Source organism: Acidaminococcus hominis (assembly GCF_022484025.1).
GTDB classification, from domain to species: Bacteria; Bacillota; Negativicutes; order Acidaminococcales; family Acidaminococcaceae; genus Acidaminococcus; species Acidaminococcus hominis.
The window spans coordinates 2,015,939-2,035,136 of the sequence record NZ_JAKVMG010000001.1; the positions used below are offsets into that span (position 1 = coordinate 2,015,939).

The window sequence follows — 19,198 nt, forward strand, 5'->3', positions numbered from 1 at the left end:
AATCCTCTCCTTTGAGGAGTCAACTGGCTCCATCTCTATTATAGCAGTTTTTAATAAAATTACGACTGCTTTTTGGGAAAGAAAATCCTTTTGTACCATTGTCATTGGGCCAATACGGCCTGAAAACGCTTTTGGGCCGCCGCCAAAAATTCCGGCGCTACGCCTAGCTTTTCCTCAAAGGGCGGCTCCGGGGTAACTACCTGAAGTACATCCGGGTGCAGCTGCTGGACGGCCTGGGTAAAGAAGGCCAGGGAGGTTTCATCATCGCTATAGCCTTTCACCAGGGTAATTTCCAGCCGGAATATGCCCTTATATTTTTTCCGAAAGGCCACCATATTGGCCAGATGCTGCTCCACCGTATAGCCGTGCAGGGGCCGCTGGGCCTTGAGGAAAGCCTCGTCCCGGCCCATTTTCAGCTCCCCGATGACTTCCTCACACTGCCGGGCCAGGCCTGCGCAGCGGTCATCTCCATACAGGTAGCCATTGGACAGCAGGCGGATGGGCAGCTCCCGTTCATGGATCCGCTCAATGACTTCCGCCAGGCCTGCGTGCAGAAAGGCTTCTCCCAGGGAATTGATGAAAACCAGGTCCGGCTTCACCGTATCCAGCTTTTGGTCCAGCTCGGCCAGGGCCTCCGTCAGGCTGCCAAAGCTCCGAACCAGGTCCGTTTTCTCATGGTGCAGCTGCCGGCTGACCGGGCAGAAGATGCAGTCAAAGACACAATACTTGCCCGGCAGAATATTCATTTCCAGAATTTTGCGGCCCTCTTCCTCATAGGGCTCCTTGTAAAAAAAGCCTTGCATTTTCTTAGCTCCTTAAAAATTAGTGATATTTTCCTTAATGAAAGAGACTTAGAATGATATTCAGTACAATACTGATGACAATGCAGGTCACCACAGGGAAATAAAAACTGCCATGGCTGCCGGTAATCTTGATATCCCCGGGCAGGTGTCCAAGGGGCAGGAATCCGGACCCCAGCTCGATCAGGGCACCGATGATGATGCAGAGAACGCCCACGGTGATCAATAGTTTGCCCATACACTGCTCCTTTCCCAGTCTTCTGACTGCCCATGTTTTCCAACGTTCCCTATTGTAGCAAATTTCTGTCATTTTGGCACAAAAATTTTGTAAAAAATCCAAAAAACCGGCTCTGTCATTCCACTCTCTAGCCAGTGGAATCACAAAACCGGTTTTCTGCGTTGTGCGGAGCTCTCTCGCTTTGTGTGGAATTGAACCAAAGGGGATGGCAATCAACCTGTGATTGGGAGGGTTTTGCAAAAGGTTCAAGCCCGAAGGGAGCCAAGGGAAAGTGCTTTTCTCTAGTTCAGGCGGCCCTGTCATCCACGGAGATGCTTCCCGGCGGCAACTGGAGTTTTGCAGCCAGGGACCAGGGGGCCTGTTTTTTGGTACTTGCCCATGGGGAGAGATACTCTCTGTAACACATGAAACAACTATAGCAGGTTCTATATACAATGTAAAACAATGATTTACCAATATTTCCACAAGGTTTTCCTTGTGATATAATGGAAGCCATGTAAAAGGAGACTGCCCATGGATACTTCACAAAAAATGTTTCTTCTGGCTGTGGAAGAAATGAACTTTACCAAAGCCGCCCACCGGGCCTACGTGACCCAGCAGTGCCTCAGCGAGCATATCCGAAACCTGGAAAAAACGCTGGGGACCCAACTGTTTTTCCGCACTCCCCGGCTCCAGCTTACCCCTTCCGGAAAGGCCCTGTACGAAACCCTCCAGCAGATGTCCCAGCTGGAAGCCAACCTTCACGCCCGGATCAACGAGCTGGAACAGGGACAGGTAGGCGAAATCCGCTTTGGACTCAACACCACCCGGGCCCGGCTGTTCCTACCGGAACTGATGAAAGCCTACCACCAGCGCTTTCCCAAAGTCACCCTGTCCGTAACCCTGGGGGATACGGAAGCCTTGATGGAAGACCTGCTAAAGCAGAAACTGGACCTGGTCCTGGGGGTGGACGCTCCGCCCAGTACGCTGCTGGAGCGGATTCCTGCCGGAGAAGAAGCTCTTTTGGTAGCCGCCACCAACTCCTTCCTGAAACGGTACTATAAGGGCGGCCGAGGCTGGCAGGACTTCCACACGGGGGACGCCATTGACCTGCGCTCCTTTGAGCCCTTTCCCCTGGCAGGGAACCTGAATGTCAGCACAGTACTGAAACTGGCGGGTTCCTACTTGTGGCAGCTGGATATTGTGCCCAAGCAGATTGTTTCCATCAGCGATTACGATACCCAGCTGAACCTGTCCGGCCAGCAGCTGGCAGCTACTTTCTGTGCTTCCTTTATGCTGCCGGCCATCCAAAACCAGAACCAGCTGCATCCCCAGCACGAACCCCTGCTGGCCCTGAAGCTTTCCGGTTTTTCCCATCCCATCAGCATTGAGATTCTCCGGCCCCGGCAGCTGTTTGTACCCAGGTACCTGGAAGAATTTATTTCCCTGATCCAAGCCCACCTGGTGGTGTGGCATGAAAAGATTGCCCAGGCCCTGGCCTAACTTTACACGGTGAAAAAAGCGATGCCCGAATTGGACATCGCTTTTTATTATGGAAAATTTTATTTTCCCATTTTTATTTTTAATCAGTGTACAGCCATACAGCGCCTTTTTCGGCCCCTTCCACCACTTTCCGGTACTGTTTCATAATGCCGTAGGCAGGATGGTCCGGTTTTACGATTTCTGCCTTCCGGCGTGCCAGCTCTTCCTCCGAGACTTCCACTTCCAGCAGGTGCTTGTTCAGGTCGATGTGGATCATATCCCCGTTCTTGACGCAGGCAATGGGCCCACCGTCCCAGGCCTCAGGAGAGATATGGCCCACACAGGGACCTCGGGAAGCACCGGAAAAACGGCCATCGGTAATCATGGCCACGGATTTTTGCAGCCCCATGCCGATGAGCATGGCCGCAGGAATGGACATTTCCCGCATGCCCGGACCGCCTTTAGGGCCTTCGTAGCGGATGACCAGTACGGAGCCCGGTTTCACATCGGAGTGCAGCAGGCAGTCCATGACTTCTTCCTCGGAATCAAAGACCACTGCCGGACCCCGATGCTCGAACATGGCAGGGTCCACGCCACTCTTTTTCACCACCGCGCCTTCCGGCGCCAGATTGCCGTAGAGCACGGAGAAACAGCCCTTTTCCTGGAGAGGATGCTCCAGGTCGTGGATGATGTTCCGGTCTATGGGGCGGGTAAACCGGTCCAGGGCTTCCTTCAGTGTGCCGCCCATGGCCAAGGGGACTTCTGTATGGAGGAATTTTTCCAGGGTCTTCAGGCTTCCCAGGGCGCCGCCAGCCTTGCCGTAATCAATCAGGTTGTATTGGGAAGAAGGCTTAAATTTGGCAATCAGGGGTACCCGTTCCTGAATGGCATCAAATTCTTTCAGATTCAACTTCACCCCGGCTACTTTGGCGATGGCCTGGATGTGCAGGGCAAAGTTGCTGGAACCGCCGGCAGCAGAGGTATGCATAATGCCGTTTTCCAGGGACTCCCGGGTCATAAAGGTTTTGGCCGGAATCTGCTGCCGGGTCAGTTCCACAATCCGTTCGCCCACGTCCCGGGCCTGTTTGAATTTGGCGGATACGCAGAAGGGCATGGTGGCGGAACCAAAGGGCGCCAGGCCGATGGCTTCAGCAAACACTGCCATGGTATTGGCCGTGCCGTACATGGAGCAGGTACCGCAGGAAGCGCACATATTCTGGCGGTAGCGGTGGAAGGTTTCCTCGCTGATTTTGCCGGCTTTCCATTTGCCGATAGATTCCTTCAGGTCCGGGGTGGTGTAGACCACACCGTCTTCCTCGTAGGGCAGCATGGAACCCGGGGGCAGAAACAGGCTGGGCAGGTTCAGGGAAGCGGCGGCCATGAGCATGCCGGGAACAATCTTGTCGCAGGCACACAGGAATACCAGGCCGTCAAAATTGTGGGCCCGCACCATGGTTTCGATGGAGCCGGCAATCAGGTCCCGGCTGGGCAATACGTACTGCATGCCCCGGAGCTGGGCCATACCGTCGCAGGGAGCGGGCACGTTAAATTCGGCGGGAGCGCCGCCGGCCGCCCATACCCCTTCCTTCACGTACTGGGCCAGTTCCTTTAAGGGCTTATGGCCGGGGTTTACTTCATTCCAGGAATTGACGATGCCAATAATGGGCTTGTGCAGGTCCTTATCCCGGTACCCGCAGGCATTCATCAGGCCTACGTAATAGGCCTCTGCATTGGGATCAATATGACTCATAATTTATTACTCCTTTCAAATAGGCAGTTTGCAAAATACCAGTTTTACCGGAGCATTTCTGCCGTGTACAATTCGTTTTCGTATATTACCTGACGCATAATATCCATGAAATCCGTTAGATATTGGGGACGGCTGGAAAGCTCCGGCCAGACAATAGACAGATTGACCGTCCGTTCCCAGCCGGCAATGCGAAAGACCAAAAGCCGCTGTTCCTCTGCCCTGCCCCGGTTATAGGCTGCCACCTGGGACAGGATGGTCTGGGGACAAAAGGCCGCCGCCAGTGACCGGCCGCAGAGGGAAATTTGGGTTTCGTAATCACTGACGCTGAACTGCTGGGTAAAGACGATGCCCTGCTGCAGCAGAAAGTGATGACACAGAGCGGCAAAACTGCTGCCTTCCCGGTTGCCGGTAAGGGGCAGACTGGGAAAGGCTGCCAGGTCCAGGAAATCTCCGGATACGGGAGGGCGGCGGTCCGTGCTGCCGGGCAGGTGCTGCTGGAGAAATTTTTCCGTAGCCAGCAAGAATACCTGGTCCCGGGAAACCGTTTCAGAGTGGAGAACGGGATCCGCTTCGTAATTAACGCCTAAAAATAAATCCAGTTCATTATTAATTAGCCTTTTTTCTAAGGAAACGTTGTCATCCAGCACCACGGATACTTCCACATGGGGATAGCGGCTTTGGAAACGTTCATAGATTTCCGGCAGCAGTACCCGGCCCCGGGAACTGTTGATACCCAGGGTCAGGGAACCCAGGCTCTCCTGCTGAACCTGTTCCAGCCGGGACTTCAGGTCATGCTCCAGGATTTCCACTTTCCGCAGGGTTTCAAATACCATACGTCCTGCCGGCGTCAGGGTAAGTTTGGGGGACCGCTTGAACAGTTCCACATTCAGTTCCTTTTCAAACTGTTTGATATTCTTGCTCAGGCACTGCTGGGTTACAAAACCCCGTTTGTCGGCTTTGGTAAAATTCATTTCTTCCACCGTCAGCAGGAACAATTTTTGCATGGTTTTCAAGCAATCACCCCATTTGAGATTTTAGCGGAACAGGCTGATAACCACCGTTGCCAACAGTCCGGCAAAAGCCATTACGTGCTGTCCAACGCAAAGTGTTTTTAAGGAAGTTTTGGTATCGTAGCCAAACAAGTTGGCGAATACCCAGAAATAGCTGTTGTTTACATGGGAACCGAAGCCGCTGCCTGCACAAATGGACAGGAATGCTACAATCGGATCTATGAGCCCGTTCTGCATCAGGGGCAAGGTCAGGGTGGAAGCTACAATAACAGCCACCGAAGAAGAACCCTGAACAAACTTGGAGAACCCGCAGATCAGGAAGGGAATCAGGATAATGGGCAGGGACATGCTGCTGAGTGCATTGGCCATTACCGTGCCTACACCGGTGAGATCAATGACCTTGGCCAGGGCACCGCCGGCAGCGGTAATGAAAATTACCGGACCGGAGGGGGTCAAGGCTGTAGTCATGGAAGCAAACACTTCTTCCCGAGGAATGGAACGGTACAGCATCAAGATAGCCGAAATGATACCCAAAGCCAGAGCAATGTTCTTATCGCCTAAGACTCCAGTCACCGCCAGGACAGAACTGCCCTTGGGCAATACCATTTTACAAGTTGTATTCACCAATATCAACACGATGGGGACCAGGATAGGAATAATGGACTGAATGAAGGAAGGCATGGGCAGGTTATTGGGCTGCTCCTTTTCTTCTGCCAATTCCTGAACCTGTTCTTCCATTTTGGCAGCTGCACTCTTAGTGAACCAGCCCTCCGGCTTCGGGGCAATAAACAAGCGGCAGAAGGCCAAAATAGCTACGCAGTCTACAGCGGAAACAATCAGGCCCCACAGAATGGATTCACCCAGGTCAATACCCAGGATGGAAACAATGGACAAAGGCGCCGGCGTAGGAGCCACAAAAGTGTTGGTGGTCAGAAGGGACAGCGCCAAAGCCGTGGCCAGGGAACCCAGACCCAAACCGCTTTTCTTGGAAACAACCTTCACCAGCGGTGCCAGCATAATCAGGGCTACATCACAAAATACATGAATGCTTACCAGGAATCCGGTGGCACTTAAAGCAATATCCGCCTTTTTCTTGCCGGTAACCTTCAGCAAGGTGGATGCAATGCGCTGGGTGGCGTTGGATTTGTCCAAATAGTCCCCCAGGATAGCGCCAAAAATAATGACAATACCAATACTCTTACAAATTCCCCCAAAGCCCGTGGCGATGGTGTCGATGGCTTTCTGGGCCGGCAGGCCACAGCCTACGCCGATGATCAGTGCCCCCAGAAGCATGGACATGAAGGGTCCGATTTTTGTTTTGATCATCAAAGTCAGCATAATTGCCAGGCCAATCAGAAATGGAATCATCAGTGCCATAACTATTTACCCCTTTTCTCTTTGTTAGATTGGATTTAACTCCGTTGTGCAACCTACACTTACCGCACCACAATAGTGCTTTCCCATCCCCTGTACGCTGCCTTACAGGAACCTGGTTCCTGCATCCTTTGGAAACACCGCCGCGCAATGGCAGTGCCTCAGCGAAAAGACGCCTGAATGTTCTGATAAACTCCGGCGCATTCCCTTTCCCTGACAAAGGATTTCCGATACCCTCCCTTCCTGTTAGGACTTGGACTGTTCCATTCCGAACAACAGACCGTACACAGGATTTGTTCAGCTACAACTTAACATCATTTGAGGTAAAATAAAAACAACCTTTTAGCGTATTTCCACAACTTTCCGTTGTACCACAAGGGATGGACCGCTTTTCTTTTTTCTTCAATAAATATAGTTGCGGCGCAAAAAAAGCACCCTCCTGATAATAGGAATGGGTGCTGCACAAAATTATAGGGGTAATTATAGGCGGCCAATGGCTTCCAGAGCCAGCCGGGACCGTTCACATTCGCTTTCCAGCATGGTAACCTGGCAGCATAGGGGGCTGCCCTTCATTTTTTCTGAAGCATAGCTGAGGCCGTTGGTACGCTCATCCAAAAAGGGCTTGTCAATCTGCTGGGGATCCCCCAGGAGAATAACCTTGGTGCCCTTCCCTGCCCGGGTAATGATGCCCTTCACCTGGTTAGGGGTCATATTCTGGGCTTCATCGATGATCAGGTAAATCTTTTCCAGGGAACGGCCCCGGATAAAGTTCAGGGCTTCCATCTGAATCAGGTTCCGGTCAAAGACTTCTGCCAGAACGCTTTCCAGTTCCAGTTCATCGTCATACCGGGCCGTATCGTCCTTATCCAGCAGCTGTTCCAGATTATCCATAATGGGCCGCATCAGGGGAGAAATTTTTTCCTGTTCGTCCCCTGGAAGAAACCCAATATCCGTATCAAACTGGGCATTGGGCCGGCAGATCAGAATCCGCCGGTATTCGCCGCTGGGGTGATCCAGCAGCTTCTCCAGCCCCACGGCCAGGGAATAGAAGGTTTTGGCCGTACCTGCCTGCCCCTTGATAATTACCAGGGGAACTTCGTCCGCCGGCTTCATCAGAGCTTCCTGCATAAAATACTGGCCCGCATTCCGGGGCTTGACCCCATAGGGCGTATCCTTGGCGTAGGCAAGGGGCACCACCCGGTCCCCCCAAACCCGACCCAATTGGGTTTTCCGCAGGGAGGCGTCAGCCCGCAGCAGGATAAACTCATTCTGGTAAACCGTTACCGGCAGAACCTGCCCCGCCGCATCGCATTGGTACAACTGAGAAACGGGAATCCCCTGCTCCCCAAACCGGTCAAAGAACGGCTCCGGCACATAGCATTCCTGCCGGCCCCGGTACTGCTGCTCTCCTGTAAGAACCTGCTGGGAACTGAAATCCTGGGCCTCAATGCCCAGCAGCTGGGCTTTCGGCCGCAGTACCAGGTCCTTGGTTACCAAAATGGGTTTCTGGTCCCGAAGGTGGAAACAAACTTTAAGGATTCGGTTATCCCCCTTGTCCTCCGGCAGCCCTTCCGGCAGCTCCTCATGAATGCAGTTAGGTTCTACCCGAAGCCTGCCGCCGTGGGGCAGTGCCGCCCCGGCAATCAGGTCATCCTGCCGTCTCAGGTTTTCCAGGTAACGGATTACCTTCCTGGCATTATAGCCCTTTTCTCCCTCTGCCTTTTTAAGCCCGTCCAATTCTTCCAGGACCACCAAAGGCAGAACCAGTTCGTTGTCCTCAAAGCACTCCAAAGCACCGGGGGACTGGATCAGCACATTGGTATCGATTACATAGATTTTTCCCATAGGTACGCCGCCTTTCTTTTACAGCCAAAGCTTCTCAAGAAATGGTTCCTAGGGATACCCTATCAAAGAAAAGTAGGAGAAACAGCAAGAAAGGGTAAAGATTGGGTAATATCTGAAATTTTTACTCCGTCAGGGCCTGGTTCAATGCCTTCAGGATATGGCCGCGCTGTACATATTGCTTTCTATACATAGCCGTATGCTCCCCATTGGGCATAAATTCATCCCGTACCGCCAACTGACGCTGCAAAGCGTCCTTCAAATTGGGCACATCGCCTACAGCGTAGGCAGCTACCACACAGTTGGTGGGAACGGCGCCGCCGGCTACCTGAAGGGTTACCACCCGGGTATCCAGCATATCCGCCTTGATCTGGTTCCACAGGGCATCCCGGCTGCCCCCTTCGGTAATGGTCAGCTGGGACAGGTCAATCCCTGCTTTCCGATACCGGTCGGTAATTTCCATATAATCGTAGCCGATGCCTTCCAGTACGCAGCGCCACAGTGCCCCCTGGTCAGAATCCAGGGTAAGCCCGGTAAAGGTGCCCCGAACATGAATATATTCCCCATTGCTGCCGGTAAGATAGGGAATAAACAGGGCCCCGTTGCAGCCAGCGGGATGGGCTTTGGCCAGCCGGTCCAATTCTCCATAGTACAAATCATCGGTTTCCTTGCGGGCAATGCTGTCCTTGAACCAGCGCAGGGCCAGCCCTCCAGTCCGGACCATGCCCCAGTAGAAATACGTGCCGGGCAGGGTACCGGAATTGAAAATCAAATTGTTGCCGGGAGAAGACAGGGCGGGAATGATGCCGTCCGTGGCTGCACAGAACATGGAACAGGTGCCGGCCACGTCCACCGCCCGGCCCGGTTCCAGAATGCCGCTGCCCATCATGGACTCCATGGTATCCCCGGCCCCGGCACAAATGGGAATTCCAGCAGGAAGACCCGTTTCCGCAGCATCGGCTGCACAAAGGGTACCGATAATATCCCAGGGCTTCACAATCCGGGGCATGTACTTGGGGTCAATACCCAGGATAGAAAGCTGCTCCGGAGACCATTCCTTCTTGAGGACGTTATAGCCTAGGCCCCAGCCGGACATGGTACCCCAATCCACAAAAGCTTCCTCACCGGAAAGCCCGGCCAAATGCATCAAAATATAAGGGCAATTGTGAACGAACTTCACGCCCCGTTCCCGGACTGCTGGAATATTTTTGAGAAACCAGCGAGCGTACATGGCAGGAAACATAATATGGGGTTCCGGATTCCCAGTTTCTTCCGCCCAAATGGATAAATGCTGGGCCTTCAGTGCTTCCACATCGTCGGAAGTCCGGCTGTCCAGGTAGTTGATATAGGGAGAAATGGCGTTGCCCTCTGCGTCCACACAAACAATGCCGCAGATAACGCCGTCCCCCATAATGGAACGGATCTGGCCCACGTCCAGTCCCTTGGCTGCCATTTGCCGGCTGCAATCCCGCATACATTGTTTAATCAGCTGATAATATTCCCCCACATCCATCTGTACCCAGCCCGGCTGCGGGTAGAGCAAGGTGGTAGGAGCCGTTGCCATAGCCACTTCCTGGCCTGCCTCATCGTAAATGGCAACCTTCACACTTTGGGTTCCTGCGTCAAACCCCAGATAATATTTTTTGTCCATACTGACACCGTCCTTTACGGCAGCCCTAGAAATAATGCTGCCAAGTTCCCCTCTATCATAACAAAAAACTGCCGGATCCGGAAAACATTTTCCCGGCGTCCGCAGGACAAAAAAGATGAGAAAAATGCATGGAAAGGCACAAAGAAAAAAGTGAAAAATATTTCATACCAGCAACAGGGTCTATAAATGGCCTGATGTGAAAAGAAATACAGAAAAAAAACCAGAAATCACAGGGATTTTATGCATAAATAGCTAAAATTATAGGCACATGGATAAGAATAAAAGAAGTACCTGGAATACGGCAGCCTGCGGTCAACCTTTCTGCCCTAAAACAACAGCCCAGCACGTTCCCGGGTTCTCCCGGAACGCGCTGGGCTATTTGACTTTACATACACGCTTGAAGGAGACTAAAAAGGTAAAAGAAAAACGCCTGAGCGATTTCTCACTCAGGCGTTTGCCTAACCGGCAGCTTCCTATCCTCCCGGACCGTTTCCAGTCGAGTACTTTCGGCGTATGAAGGCTTAACTACTGTGTTCGGCATGGGAACAGGTGGATCCCTTCAGCCATAACCACCGGATTATCAATTAGAAGGCATGAGCCTTCAAAACTTCATGAAGAGACGTTCTTTACTTCTTGGACTTGCGGTTTAAGTCAAGCCCTCGACATATTAGTACAGGTCAGCTGAACACATTGCTGTGCTTACACATCCTGCCTATCAACCTTGTGTTCTTCAAGGTGTCTTACCGGATTACTCCGTGAGAGATCTCATCTTAAGGATGGCTTCACGCTTAGATGCTTTCAGCGTTTATCCGTTCCAGACGTAGCTACCCAACTATACCCTTGGCAGGATAATTGGTACACCAGCGGTCTGTCCACTCCGGTCCTCTCGTACTAGGAGCAGCCCCCTTCAAATCTCTTACGCCCGCGATGGATAGGGACCGAACTGTCTCACGACGTTCTGAACCCAGCTCACGTACCACTTTAATGGGCGAACAGCCCAGCCCTTGGGACCGACTTCAGCCCCAGGATGTGATGAGCCGACATCGAGGTGCCAAACCTCCCCGTCGATATGGACTCTTGGGAGAGATTAGCCTGTTATCCCCAGGGTAGCTTTTATCCGTTGAGCGATGGCCCTTCCACTTGGATGCCACCGGATCACTAAGCCCTACTTTCGTACCTGCTCGCCGTGTTTGGCTCGCAGTCAAGCTCCCTTCTGCCTTTACACTCCGCGCGCGGTTTCCGTCCGCGCTGAGGGAACCTTTGGGCGCCTCCGTTACTCTTTAGGAGGCGACCGCCCCAGTCAAACTGCCCGCCTAACAATGTCCCGGCGATCGTTACTCGCTCGGTTAGAATCCCGATAGTTGAAGGGTGGTATCCCAACGGCGGCTCCGGTAATCCCAAAGGACTACCATCTCTGCCTCCCACCTATCCTGTGCATCAAATATCAGAACCCAATATTAGGTTACAGTAAAGCTCCATGGGGTCTTTCTGTCCAGTCGCGGGTAACCTGCATCTTCACAGGTATTTCAATTTCACCGGGTCCCTCGTTGAGACAGTGCCCAAATCGTTACACCTTTCGTGCGGGTCGGAACTTACCCGACAAGGAATTTCGCTACCTTAGGACCGTTATAGTTACGGCCGCCGTTCACTGGGGCTTCAGTCGAATGCTTTGGGTCGAACCCGGACATCCTTCTTTAACCTTCCAGCACTGGGCAGGTGTCAGCACCTATACATCAGATTTCTCTTTCGCAGGCACCTGTGTTTCTGGTTAACAGTCGCTTGGGCCTCTTCTCTGCGACCATCCTAGGCTCCAGGAGCTAGTCCTTTCACCACGATGGCTACCCTTATCCCGAAGTTACGGGTACATTTTGCCGAGTTCCTTAACGAGGGTTCTCCCGCGCACCTTAGGATTCTCTCCCCGCATACCTGTGTCGGTTTACGGTACGGGCGGCAGCTTTCTCACTAGAAGCTTTTCTCGGCAGCGTAGGCTCAATCCCTTCGGGAACAAGTTCCCTCCGCGTCACACCTCAGCCTCAGTGTACGGATTTGCCTGTACACCAGCCTGCATGCTTGCACACGAACTACCAATCTCGTGCGGACCTGCCTTCCTGCGTCACTCCATTGTTCAAACGATTGCTGCCGGTACTGGAATATCAACCAGTTGTCCATCTCCTACGCTCTTTGCCTCGGATTAGGTCCCGACTTACCCTGAGACGACGATCGTTGCTCAGGAATCCTTATGCTTTCGGTGGAAAGGATTCTCACCTTTCTTTTCGCTACTCATGCCAACATTCTCACTTCCCACCAGTCCACCGTACCTTACAGTACGACTTCAACCCGATGGGAACGCTCCTCTACCACGCAAGCCTAAGCTTGCATCCATAGCTTCGGTTCCATACTTTAGCCCCGGGAATCTTCGGCGCAGGGCCTCTCGACCAGTGAGCTATTACGCACTCTTTAAATGGTGGCTGCTTCTGAGCCAACATCCTGGTTGTTTATGAGACCCCACATCCTTTTCCACTTAGTATGGCATTGGGGACCTTAGCTGATGGTCTGGGCTGTTTCCCTTTTGACAACGGGACTTATCTCTCGTAGTCTGACTCCCAAGCTCTGCAGCATAACCATTCGTAGTTTGACAGGGTTCGGTAACCATTACAGTCCCTATCCCGATCAGTGCTCTACCGCCTATGCTTACTGCTTGAGGCTAGCCCTAAAGCTATTTCGAGGAGAACCAGCTATCTCTGCGTTCGATTGGAATTTCACCGCTACCCACGATTCATCCGAAAGTTTTTCAACACTCACCGGTTCGGTCCTCCACACAATTTTACCTGTGCTTCAACCTGATCATGGGTAGATCACTACAGTTTCGGGTCTGCGAACACTAACTCATCGCCCTTTTCAGACTCGGTTTCCCTACGGCTCCGCATTTCCTGCTTAACCTCGCTAGTGCCCGCAACTCGTTGGCTCATTCTTCAATAGGCACGCCGTCGCTTGCGCTCCGACTGCTTGTAGACATACGGTTTCAGGTTCTCTTTCACTCCGCTCCCGCGGTTCTTTTCACCTTTCCCTCACGGTACTATGCGCTATCGGTCACTAAGTAGTGTTTAGCCTTGGAGGGTGGTCCCCCCGACTTCCCACAAAATTTCTCGTGCTTCGTGGTACTCTGGATACTCACCTTCTCGCTCGTCCTTTAACCTACGCAGCTTTTATGCTCTGTGGCTTACCTTTCCAGGTAATTCGGCTAGGATAAACTTGAATTATGTGAGTCCGTAACCCCGGAAAGCCGAAGCTTCCCGGTTTAGGCTCTGCCCTCTTCGCTCGCCGCTACTGTGGGCATCTCGTTTGATTTCTCTTCCTCCGGCTACTTAGATGTTTCAGTTCACCGGGTTCCCTTCCCTAAGGATACCAGCCCATTACGGCTGGTGGGTTTCCCCATTCGGACATCTACGGATCAAAACCTGCTTGCGGTTCCCCGTAGCTTTTCGCAGCTTACCGCGTCCTTCATCGGCTCTTAGTGCCTAGGCATTCGCCGTATGCCCTTAGTAGCTTGACTTATCTCCTGCCAAAATTCGGCCATTTCTTTGTCGCTCGTCGCAAATTTTCCTCGATATACTAGGTGTATTATCTCCGGAAATTTGCTTCCTCGCTTCGCGAACTGCCTCGAATTTTGTTGGAGTTCTTTGATTTTGCATTTCTGCAAAAACTCAAGTCTAACTAAGTCACACTTACGTGTTCCTAGTTGTTCTCGTTACTCGTCTCTAAATTCGCATTTAGATTAGAGGTGCTTGTATATGTTCATCACAACACATACAAGACTTTAATTTTGATTTTCATCAAAACTGTTTTTGTCTCTTCTATGAAGTTTTCAAGGTTCATGGTTCAGGGACGAGCCCTGAAAACCAAATATTGATTTTGACAGATGTGCGTCGACGAGAATAGTTGATGTACCGTAGTACCCAACGGTTCTCCATAGAAAGGAGGTGATCCAGCCGCTCGTTCTCGAACGGCTACCTTGTTACGACTTCACCCCAATCATCGGCCCCACCTTAGACAGCTGACTCCTTACGGTTATCTCACCGGCTTCGGGTGTTACCAACTTTCGTGGTGTGACGGGCGGTGTGTACAAGGCCCGGGAACGTATTCACCGCAGTATGCTGACCTGCGATTACTAGCGATTCCAACTTCACGCAGGCGGGTTGCAGCCTGCGATCCGAACTGGGGTCGGGTTTATGGGATTTGCTCTGCCTCGCGGCTTTGCTGCCCTTTGTTGCCGACCATTGTAGTACGTGTGTAGCCCAAGACATAAGGGGCATGATGACTTGACGTCATCCCCGCCTTCCTCCAGGTTATCCCTGGCAGTCTCCTATGAGTCCCCACCATTACGTGCTGGTAACATAGGATAAGGGTTGCGCTCGTTGCGGGACTTAACCCAACATCTCACGACACGAGCTGACGACAGCCATGCACCACCTGTTTTCGTGCTTCCGAAGAAGGGGACCTATCTCTAGGTCTTTCACTCAATGTCAAGCCTTGGTAAGGTTCTTCGCGTTGCGTCGAATTAAACCACATACTCCACCGCTTGTGCGGGCCCCCGTCAATTCCTTTGAGTTTCAATCTTGCGATCGTAGTCCCCAGGCGGGGTACTTATTGCGTTAACTCCGGCACAGAAGGGGTCGATACCTCCTACACCTAGTACCCATCGTTTACGGCCAGGACTACCGGGGTATCTAATCCCGTTTGCTACCCTGGCTTTCGCATCTCAGCGTCAGACACAGTCCAGAAAGGCGCCTTCGCCACTGGTGTTCCTCCCAATATCTACGCATTTCACCGCTACACTGGGAATTCCCCTTTCCTCTCCTGCACTCAAGACTTCCAGTATCCAACGCCATACGGGGTTAAGCCCCGCATTTTCACGTCGGACTTAAAAGCCCGCCTACATGCTCTTTACGCCCAATAATTCCGGACAACGCTTGCCACCTACGTATTACCGCGGCTGCTGGCACGTAGTTAGCCGTGGCTTCCTCGTCAGGTACCGTCAATACAAACGCTTATTCAACGTTCGCACATTCGTCCCTGACAACAGAGTTTTACAATCCGAAGACCTTCATCACTCACGCGGCGTTGCTCCGTCAGACTTTCGTCCATTGCGGAAGATTCCCCACTGCTGCCTCCCGTAGGAGTTTGGGCCGTGTCTCAGTCCCAATGTGGCCGTTCATCCTCTCAGACCGGCTACTGATCATCGCCTTGGTGAGCCGTTACCCCACCAACTAGCTAATCAGACGCAGGCCCATCTTCCAGCGATAGCTTATAAATAGAGGCCATCTTTCATCCCTTCTCCATGCGGAAAAGGGATCACATTCGGTATTAGCATTCCTTTCGGAATGTTGTCCCCAACTGGAGGGCAGGTTGCCTACGCGTTACTCACCCGTTCGCCACTAAGAATTTACCGAAATAAATTCTCCGTTCGACTTGCATGTGTTAAGCACGCCGCCAGCGTTCGTCCTGAGCCAGGATCAAACTCTCCAAAATAGAATTATTTTGAAAAGCCGCTTGGCTCTTGAAAATACTAGCTTTGATTTTTTTACTTCGTTGTCTCGAAGTGACTCGATCTCATCACCGTAAAGGTGACTTGACCCGCACATCTGTCAATCAATATTCAGTTTTCAAAGTTCGTCGCTGCTGTCTCACTGACAGCTTGTTTATTCTAGCAAACTTAGAAGTTTTTGTCAACCACTTTTTAAAATTTATTTTTTAAATCGTGATTGGCGCTTTTTCCTTCTAAGGACCGCCAGGCCTTTCGCTGCGTTTCCGTAACGAGAAAGCTTGTATATAATAGCACAGATATCGAAGGTCGTCAACTGTTTTTTAGAAAAAAATTCCCCCTGCCAAACGGCTAGCAAAAACGCCGTTGTCAGGGGAAGTTCTCCCTGGTTTCGGTGTAGTCATACCGATTGGGCTTCCAGGGAGTAGGCGCCAGCAGCAGGTACAGCAAAAACAGTCCTTGGAGGGCAGGAATCAGGAGCAGCAGCATCCACCAGCCGCTGGCGTTCCGGTCGTGAAGCCGGCGAACGCCCAGGCTTAGGTGCATCAATATCAGGACGACGCCCGCAGTGCCTTCCAGCAGCAGCACAAAGTCGTCCCCCAGGCCGATGACGTCTCCCAGGGTATAGGCAAAAAGTGCCACCACCAGATCCGCCGCCCCCAGCCACAGGGACCGACAGAAATAATCTCCCCGGTGCACCCGGCCTTTAAAATTCAGATACAGCTGCCGCCACGTATCCTGGTCCGGCAGATTATCTTCCAGCATACGTTTCCAGGACCGATGGGGCTCCCCCTGGGCATAGGGATTGTACAGGGGCTGCCCGTCCCTTAGGGCTTCATCGCCCGGCCGCAGCTTCTCCACGGATATATGGAGTACGGTTTCCCCCTGCTGGGATCTGGTTCCAGACGGACTTCCGCCCTGCACTCCCGGACTTTGCTTTAGCGGCGTTCCGTCTTCGGAACAGAAATTTTCACTGTCCGGATAAATCTTATAACAGCGGGGACAAATTTTCACGCTGCTTCCCCCTTTCCCCAATCCACCAAAACACGCCTCAAGAGACCTTTTCTTTCTTTAGGTTTATTCCCCGTACTGGTTAGGTGCTTCTTCCGTAGGAGAAAGCAGCAGATACAGGGTGAGCAGCGGATGCACCACCGGAATCAGCATCAGGAGCAGCCACCAGCCGGTATGGTTCCGGTCATGGAGCCGGCGAATGCCCAAACTCAGGAACATGATGATCATGCCCACAATCACCAGTCCGCCCAGGCTGCTGATGACAGGTACAATCACACTGATGGTGCTGACCAGCACCATGGCCAGGAGCAGCCACAGCCACCGGCACACAAAATCTCCCCGGTGCACCCGGCCCCGGGTATTCAAGTACAGTTCCTTCCAATTTTCCTGATTGGGGAAGTTATCTTCCATCATCTGTCCAAACCCTCTGCTGGGTTTGGGCGGGACGTACTGATTCTGCTGAAAGTCTTTTTGTCCTTCCTGTTCTTCCTTTTGGAAGGTATCTTCCGTTTCTGCTTCTGCCTGCTTTTCCTCTCCCTGGGGCTCGGCAGCCTCCACCACCTTGCCTTCCTTTTCCGGGATCACCGGGGTCTCTTCCGAAGTAGGCTGCTCTTTTCTCATACTTTGGGACACGGGGCTCAGTTCCAGCCGGCTGCCATCAAGGGCACAGAAGTTTTGGCTATCTTCATACATTTTATGGCATTTAGGGCAGATTTTCATGACATTCTTCCTTTCTTGTCCATATATTCTATAGAGTTATATCATTAATTTCTTTTTATTCAACTCTCTTGTGTTTTATGAGTGGTGATGCTGGGCGTAATAGCTGGCCAGCATGGGACCGATATATTCGCCAAACTGGTCCGTTTTCTGGCTCCAGGCATCACTGACAGCGTAGTGGTCCGTCATGACGCCCTGGCTGTTGAAGGTACACAGGTACAGGGTCCGTGCCCTTCCATTGGACAGATCATAGCGGGTATGGGATAGGAGAATTTCCGTACCGTTTGCCGGTTCCTTCAGCCAGGTCTTTTCCCACACTTCATAGGTATCGCTGCCTTTTTTCTCCAACGTCTGGGGATTGAACCATTTCTTACCCAGTTTGGGCAGAGTCTTGCTGAAGACCCAAGGGCCGTTCAGCCGGGCATAGTCCCATTCGTACCGGGCCCGGGTAAACAGGGCCGTCATGGCCTGAAAGGGCTGCCATTCCCCGATTTTTCGGCTGCCGGTGACCTTTTGGCCTTTGGTATTCAGGGCATACACGCTCAGCTGCCGCCATTTCTTCTCTTTCAGGTCGTACTCCTGATGGCGCAGCTCTCCGGCAATACCCTGGGCACTGACCATCGGCCACTCCACCTTTTCCCAGACCTTGAGATACCGTTCATCCTGGGTCAGTTTCAGGCTGTCCCGGTCCATGGAGACCAGGCCTTCTTCACTTTCCCCCAGGGGCATCCACTGCACGGCCTGGGCCGGCGCTGGCAGCAGGGTCATAAGACAAACGGCTGCTGTGACGAACCAAGCCTTCCAGTTTCCCATACTCCCCACTCCTTCCGCCTGTTTATTTTTCCATTATAGCATAAAAAAGAAACCCCTTCTGCAAGAAGAATTTCTCCTACAGCGCAAAAAAGAGGACCGGCCAATAGGCACCAGTCCCCTGCTTTTTATTCCTTATGTTCCAATACATCCCGTACCGCTTTTTCGAATTTGGCCCGGGGCAGCATCACATAATGCCCGCAGCCCCGGCATTTGATGCCGAAATCCATACCGACCCGCACCACATCCCATTCATAGGAGCCGCAGGGATGGGCTTTTTTCATCCGTACAATGTCGCCAACGTGATAATCAATTTTACCGGACACTGGGATCATCTACTTTCAAAGTAGAGATATCAGTAATGTTGTAGCCTGCGTCACGGATGGTTTGGATAACATCCATAGCGTTGGTCAGGTCTGCACGAATGGTAATTTCCCGGTCATCATTTCCTATATCACGGGTCAGGATGGAAATGATGTTGACGCCTCTATCCTTGAAAATGTTGGCCAGTTCTGCCAGAACCCCCACCTTATCCTTGGAATCGATGGTGATTTTGGTAGAGGTTTGGGCATAGCCCATCAGGTCCACAAATGCCTTGAACAAGTCCGTATCAGAAATGATGCCTACCACCTTGTTGTTGTCGTCCACCACCGGCAGGGCGCCGATTTTAAACTTGTACATCAGGTAAGCAGCCACTTCCACCCCGTCCACTTCCTTAACGGTAATGACGGCTTTGGTCATCAAATCTTTCACCTTCAGCTTGCCCAGCAGGTAGTTGGCTTCATACCGGCTCAGGGTGCTGGCATCGGAGGGCGTAGCCCGGGCTACATCCCCATCGGTGATGATACCCCGCAAATGGCCTTCCTTATCCACCACCGGTACCCGGCGCAGATTGTTGTTGAGCATCAGTTCCTGGATTTCCAAAAGGGACTGTTCGCTCTCCACTACCTTTACGACTTTGGTCATCAACTCTTTTACTAACATGGTTTCTG

At 52.2% G+C, this 19,198-nt stretch carries 13 protein-coding genes and 3 rRNA genes; 1 reads left to right on the forward strand and 15 read right to left on the reverse strand.

Translation table 11 applies throughout. The annotated features are described in order from the left end of the window. Positions 1-101: 101 nt before the first annotated feature. Entirely contained in the window at positions 102-803 is a 702-nt protein-coding gene (locus LKE88_RS09055; RefSeq protein WP_105326585.1) for a radical SAM protein, read from the reverse strand. Between the two features lie 34 nt (positions 804-837). Continuing rightward, positions 838-1,038, reverse strand: a complete 201-nt coding sequence (locus LKE88_RS09060) for a DUF2905 domain-containing protein (protein WP_105326586.1) — start codon at positions 1,036-1,038, stop codon at positions 838-840. A 513-nt stretch (positions 1,039-1,551) separates the two neighbouring features. Here LKE88_RS09060 and LKE88_RS09065 point away from each other — a divergent pair. Continuing rightward, positions 1,552-2,520, forward strand: a complete 969-nt coding sequence (locus LKE88_RS09065) for a LysR family transcriptional regulator (protein WP_105326587.1) — start codon at positions 1,552-1,554, stop codon at positions 2,518-2,520. Positions 2,521-2,599: 79 nt separating this feature from the next. Here the strand turns inward: LKE88_RS09065 and ilvD are convergent, their stop codons facing one another. The 13 genes from ilvD to LKE88_RS09130 form a co-directional block, all read right to left on the reverse strand. Further along, positions 2,600-4,249, reverse strand: a complete 1,650-nt coding sequence (gene ilvD, locus LKE88_RS09070; protein ID WP_105326588.1) for a dihydroxy-acid dehydratase — start codon at positions 4,247-4,249, stop codon at positions 2,600-2,602. A gap of 44 nt (positions 4,250-4,293) precedes the next feature. Beyond that, on the reverse strand, positions 4,294-5,253 hold the full coding sequence (locus tag LKE88_RS09075; RefSeq protein ID WP_231086860.1) for a LysR family transcriptional regulator: 960 nt from the start codon (positions 5,251-5,253) through the stop codon (positions 4,294-4,296). A 30-nt stretch (positions 5,254-5,283) separates the two neighbouring features. Next, entirely contained in the window at positions 5,284-6,636 is a 1,353-nt protein-coding gene (locus tag LKE88_RS09080) for a GntP family permease (protein WP_105326590.1), read from the reverse strand. A 477-nt stretch (positions 6,637-7,113) separates the two neighbouring features. Beyond that, entirely contained in the window at positions 7,114-8,478 is a 1,365-nt protein-coding gene (locus tag LKE88_RS09085) for a PhoH family protein (RefSeq protein WP_105326591.1), read from the reverse strand. Positions 8,479-8,599: 121 nt separating this feature from the next. After that, positions 8,600-10,126: an FGGY-family carbohydrate kinase gene (locus LKE88_RS09090; protein ID WP_105326592.1), complete on the reverse strand. Its 1,527-nt coding sequence runs from the start codon at positions 10,124-10,126 to the stop codon at positions 8,600-8,602. A gap of 460 nt (positions 10,127-10,586) precedes the next feature. Continuing rightward, a 5S ribosomal RNA gene (gene rrf, locus LKE88_RS09095) occupies positions 10,587-10,703 on the reverse strand. A gap of 70 nt (positions 10,704-10,773) precedes the next feature. Next, a 23S ribosomal RNA gene (locus tag LKE88_RS09100) occupies positions 10,774-13,679 on the reverse strand. Positions 13,680-14,099: 420 nt separating this feature from the next. Then, positions 14,100-15,655 (reverse strand): 16S ribosomal RNA (locus LKE88_RS09105). Together the 16S, 23S and 5S rRNA genes form the textbook arrangement of a ribosomal RNA operon. 382 nt (positions 15,656-16,037) lie before the next feature. Next, positions 16,038-16,682 carry a DUF805 domain-containing protein gene (locus LKE88_RS09110; protein WP_105326593.1) on the reverse strand — a complete coding sequence of 215 codons (645 nt, stop codon included), beginning with the start codon at positions 16,680-16,682 and terminating at the stop codon, positions 16,038-16,040. Between the two features lie 63 nt (positions 16,683-16,745). Next, positions 16,746-17,399 (reverse strand): DUF805 domain-containing protein, encoded by a 654-nt coding sequence (locus tag LKE88_RS09115; RefSeq protein WP_105326594.1) that lies wholly within the window; start codon positions 17,397-17,399, stop codon positions 16,746-16,748. Between the two features lie 75 nt (positions 17,400-17,474). Continuing rightward, on the reverse strand, positions 17,475-18,209 hold the full coding sequence (locus tag LKE88_RS09120) for a hypothetical protein (RefSeq protein WP_105326595.1): 735 nt from the start codon (positions 18,207-18,209) through the stop codon (positions 17,475-17,477). A 125-nt stretch (positions 18,210-18,334) separates the two neighbouring features. Next, the gene (locus LKE88_RS09125; RefSeq protein WP_105326596.1) at positions 18,335-18,541 is read right to left on the reverse strand and encodes a DUF951 domain-containing protein; all 207 of its coding nucleotides are present in this window, start codon (positions 18,539-18,541) and stop codon (positions 18,335-18,337) included. Further along, the gene (locus tag LKE88_RS09130) at positions 18,522-19,190 is read right to left on the reverse strand and encodes a CBS and ACT domain-containing protein (protein WP_105326597.1); all 669 of its coding nucleotides are present in this window, start codon (positions 19,188-19,190) and stop codon (positions 18,522-18,524) included. Before LKE88_RS09130 ends, LKE88_RS09125 begins: the two co-directional genes overlap by 20 nt. Positions 19,191-19,198: the final 8 nt, after the last annotated feature.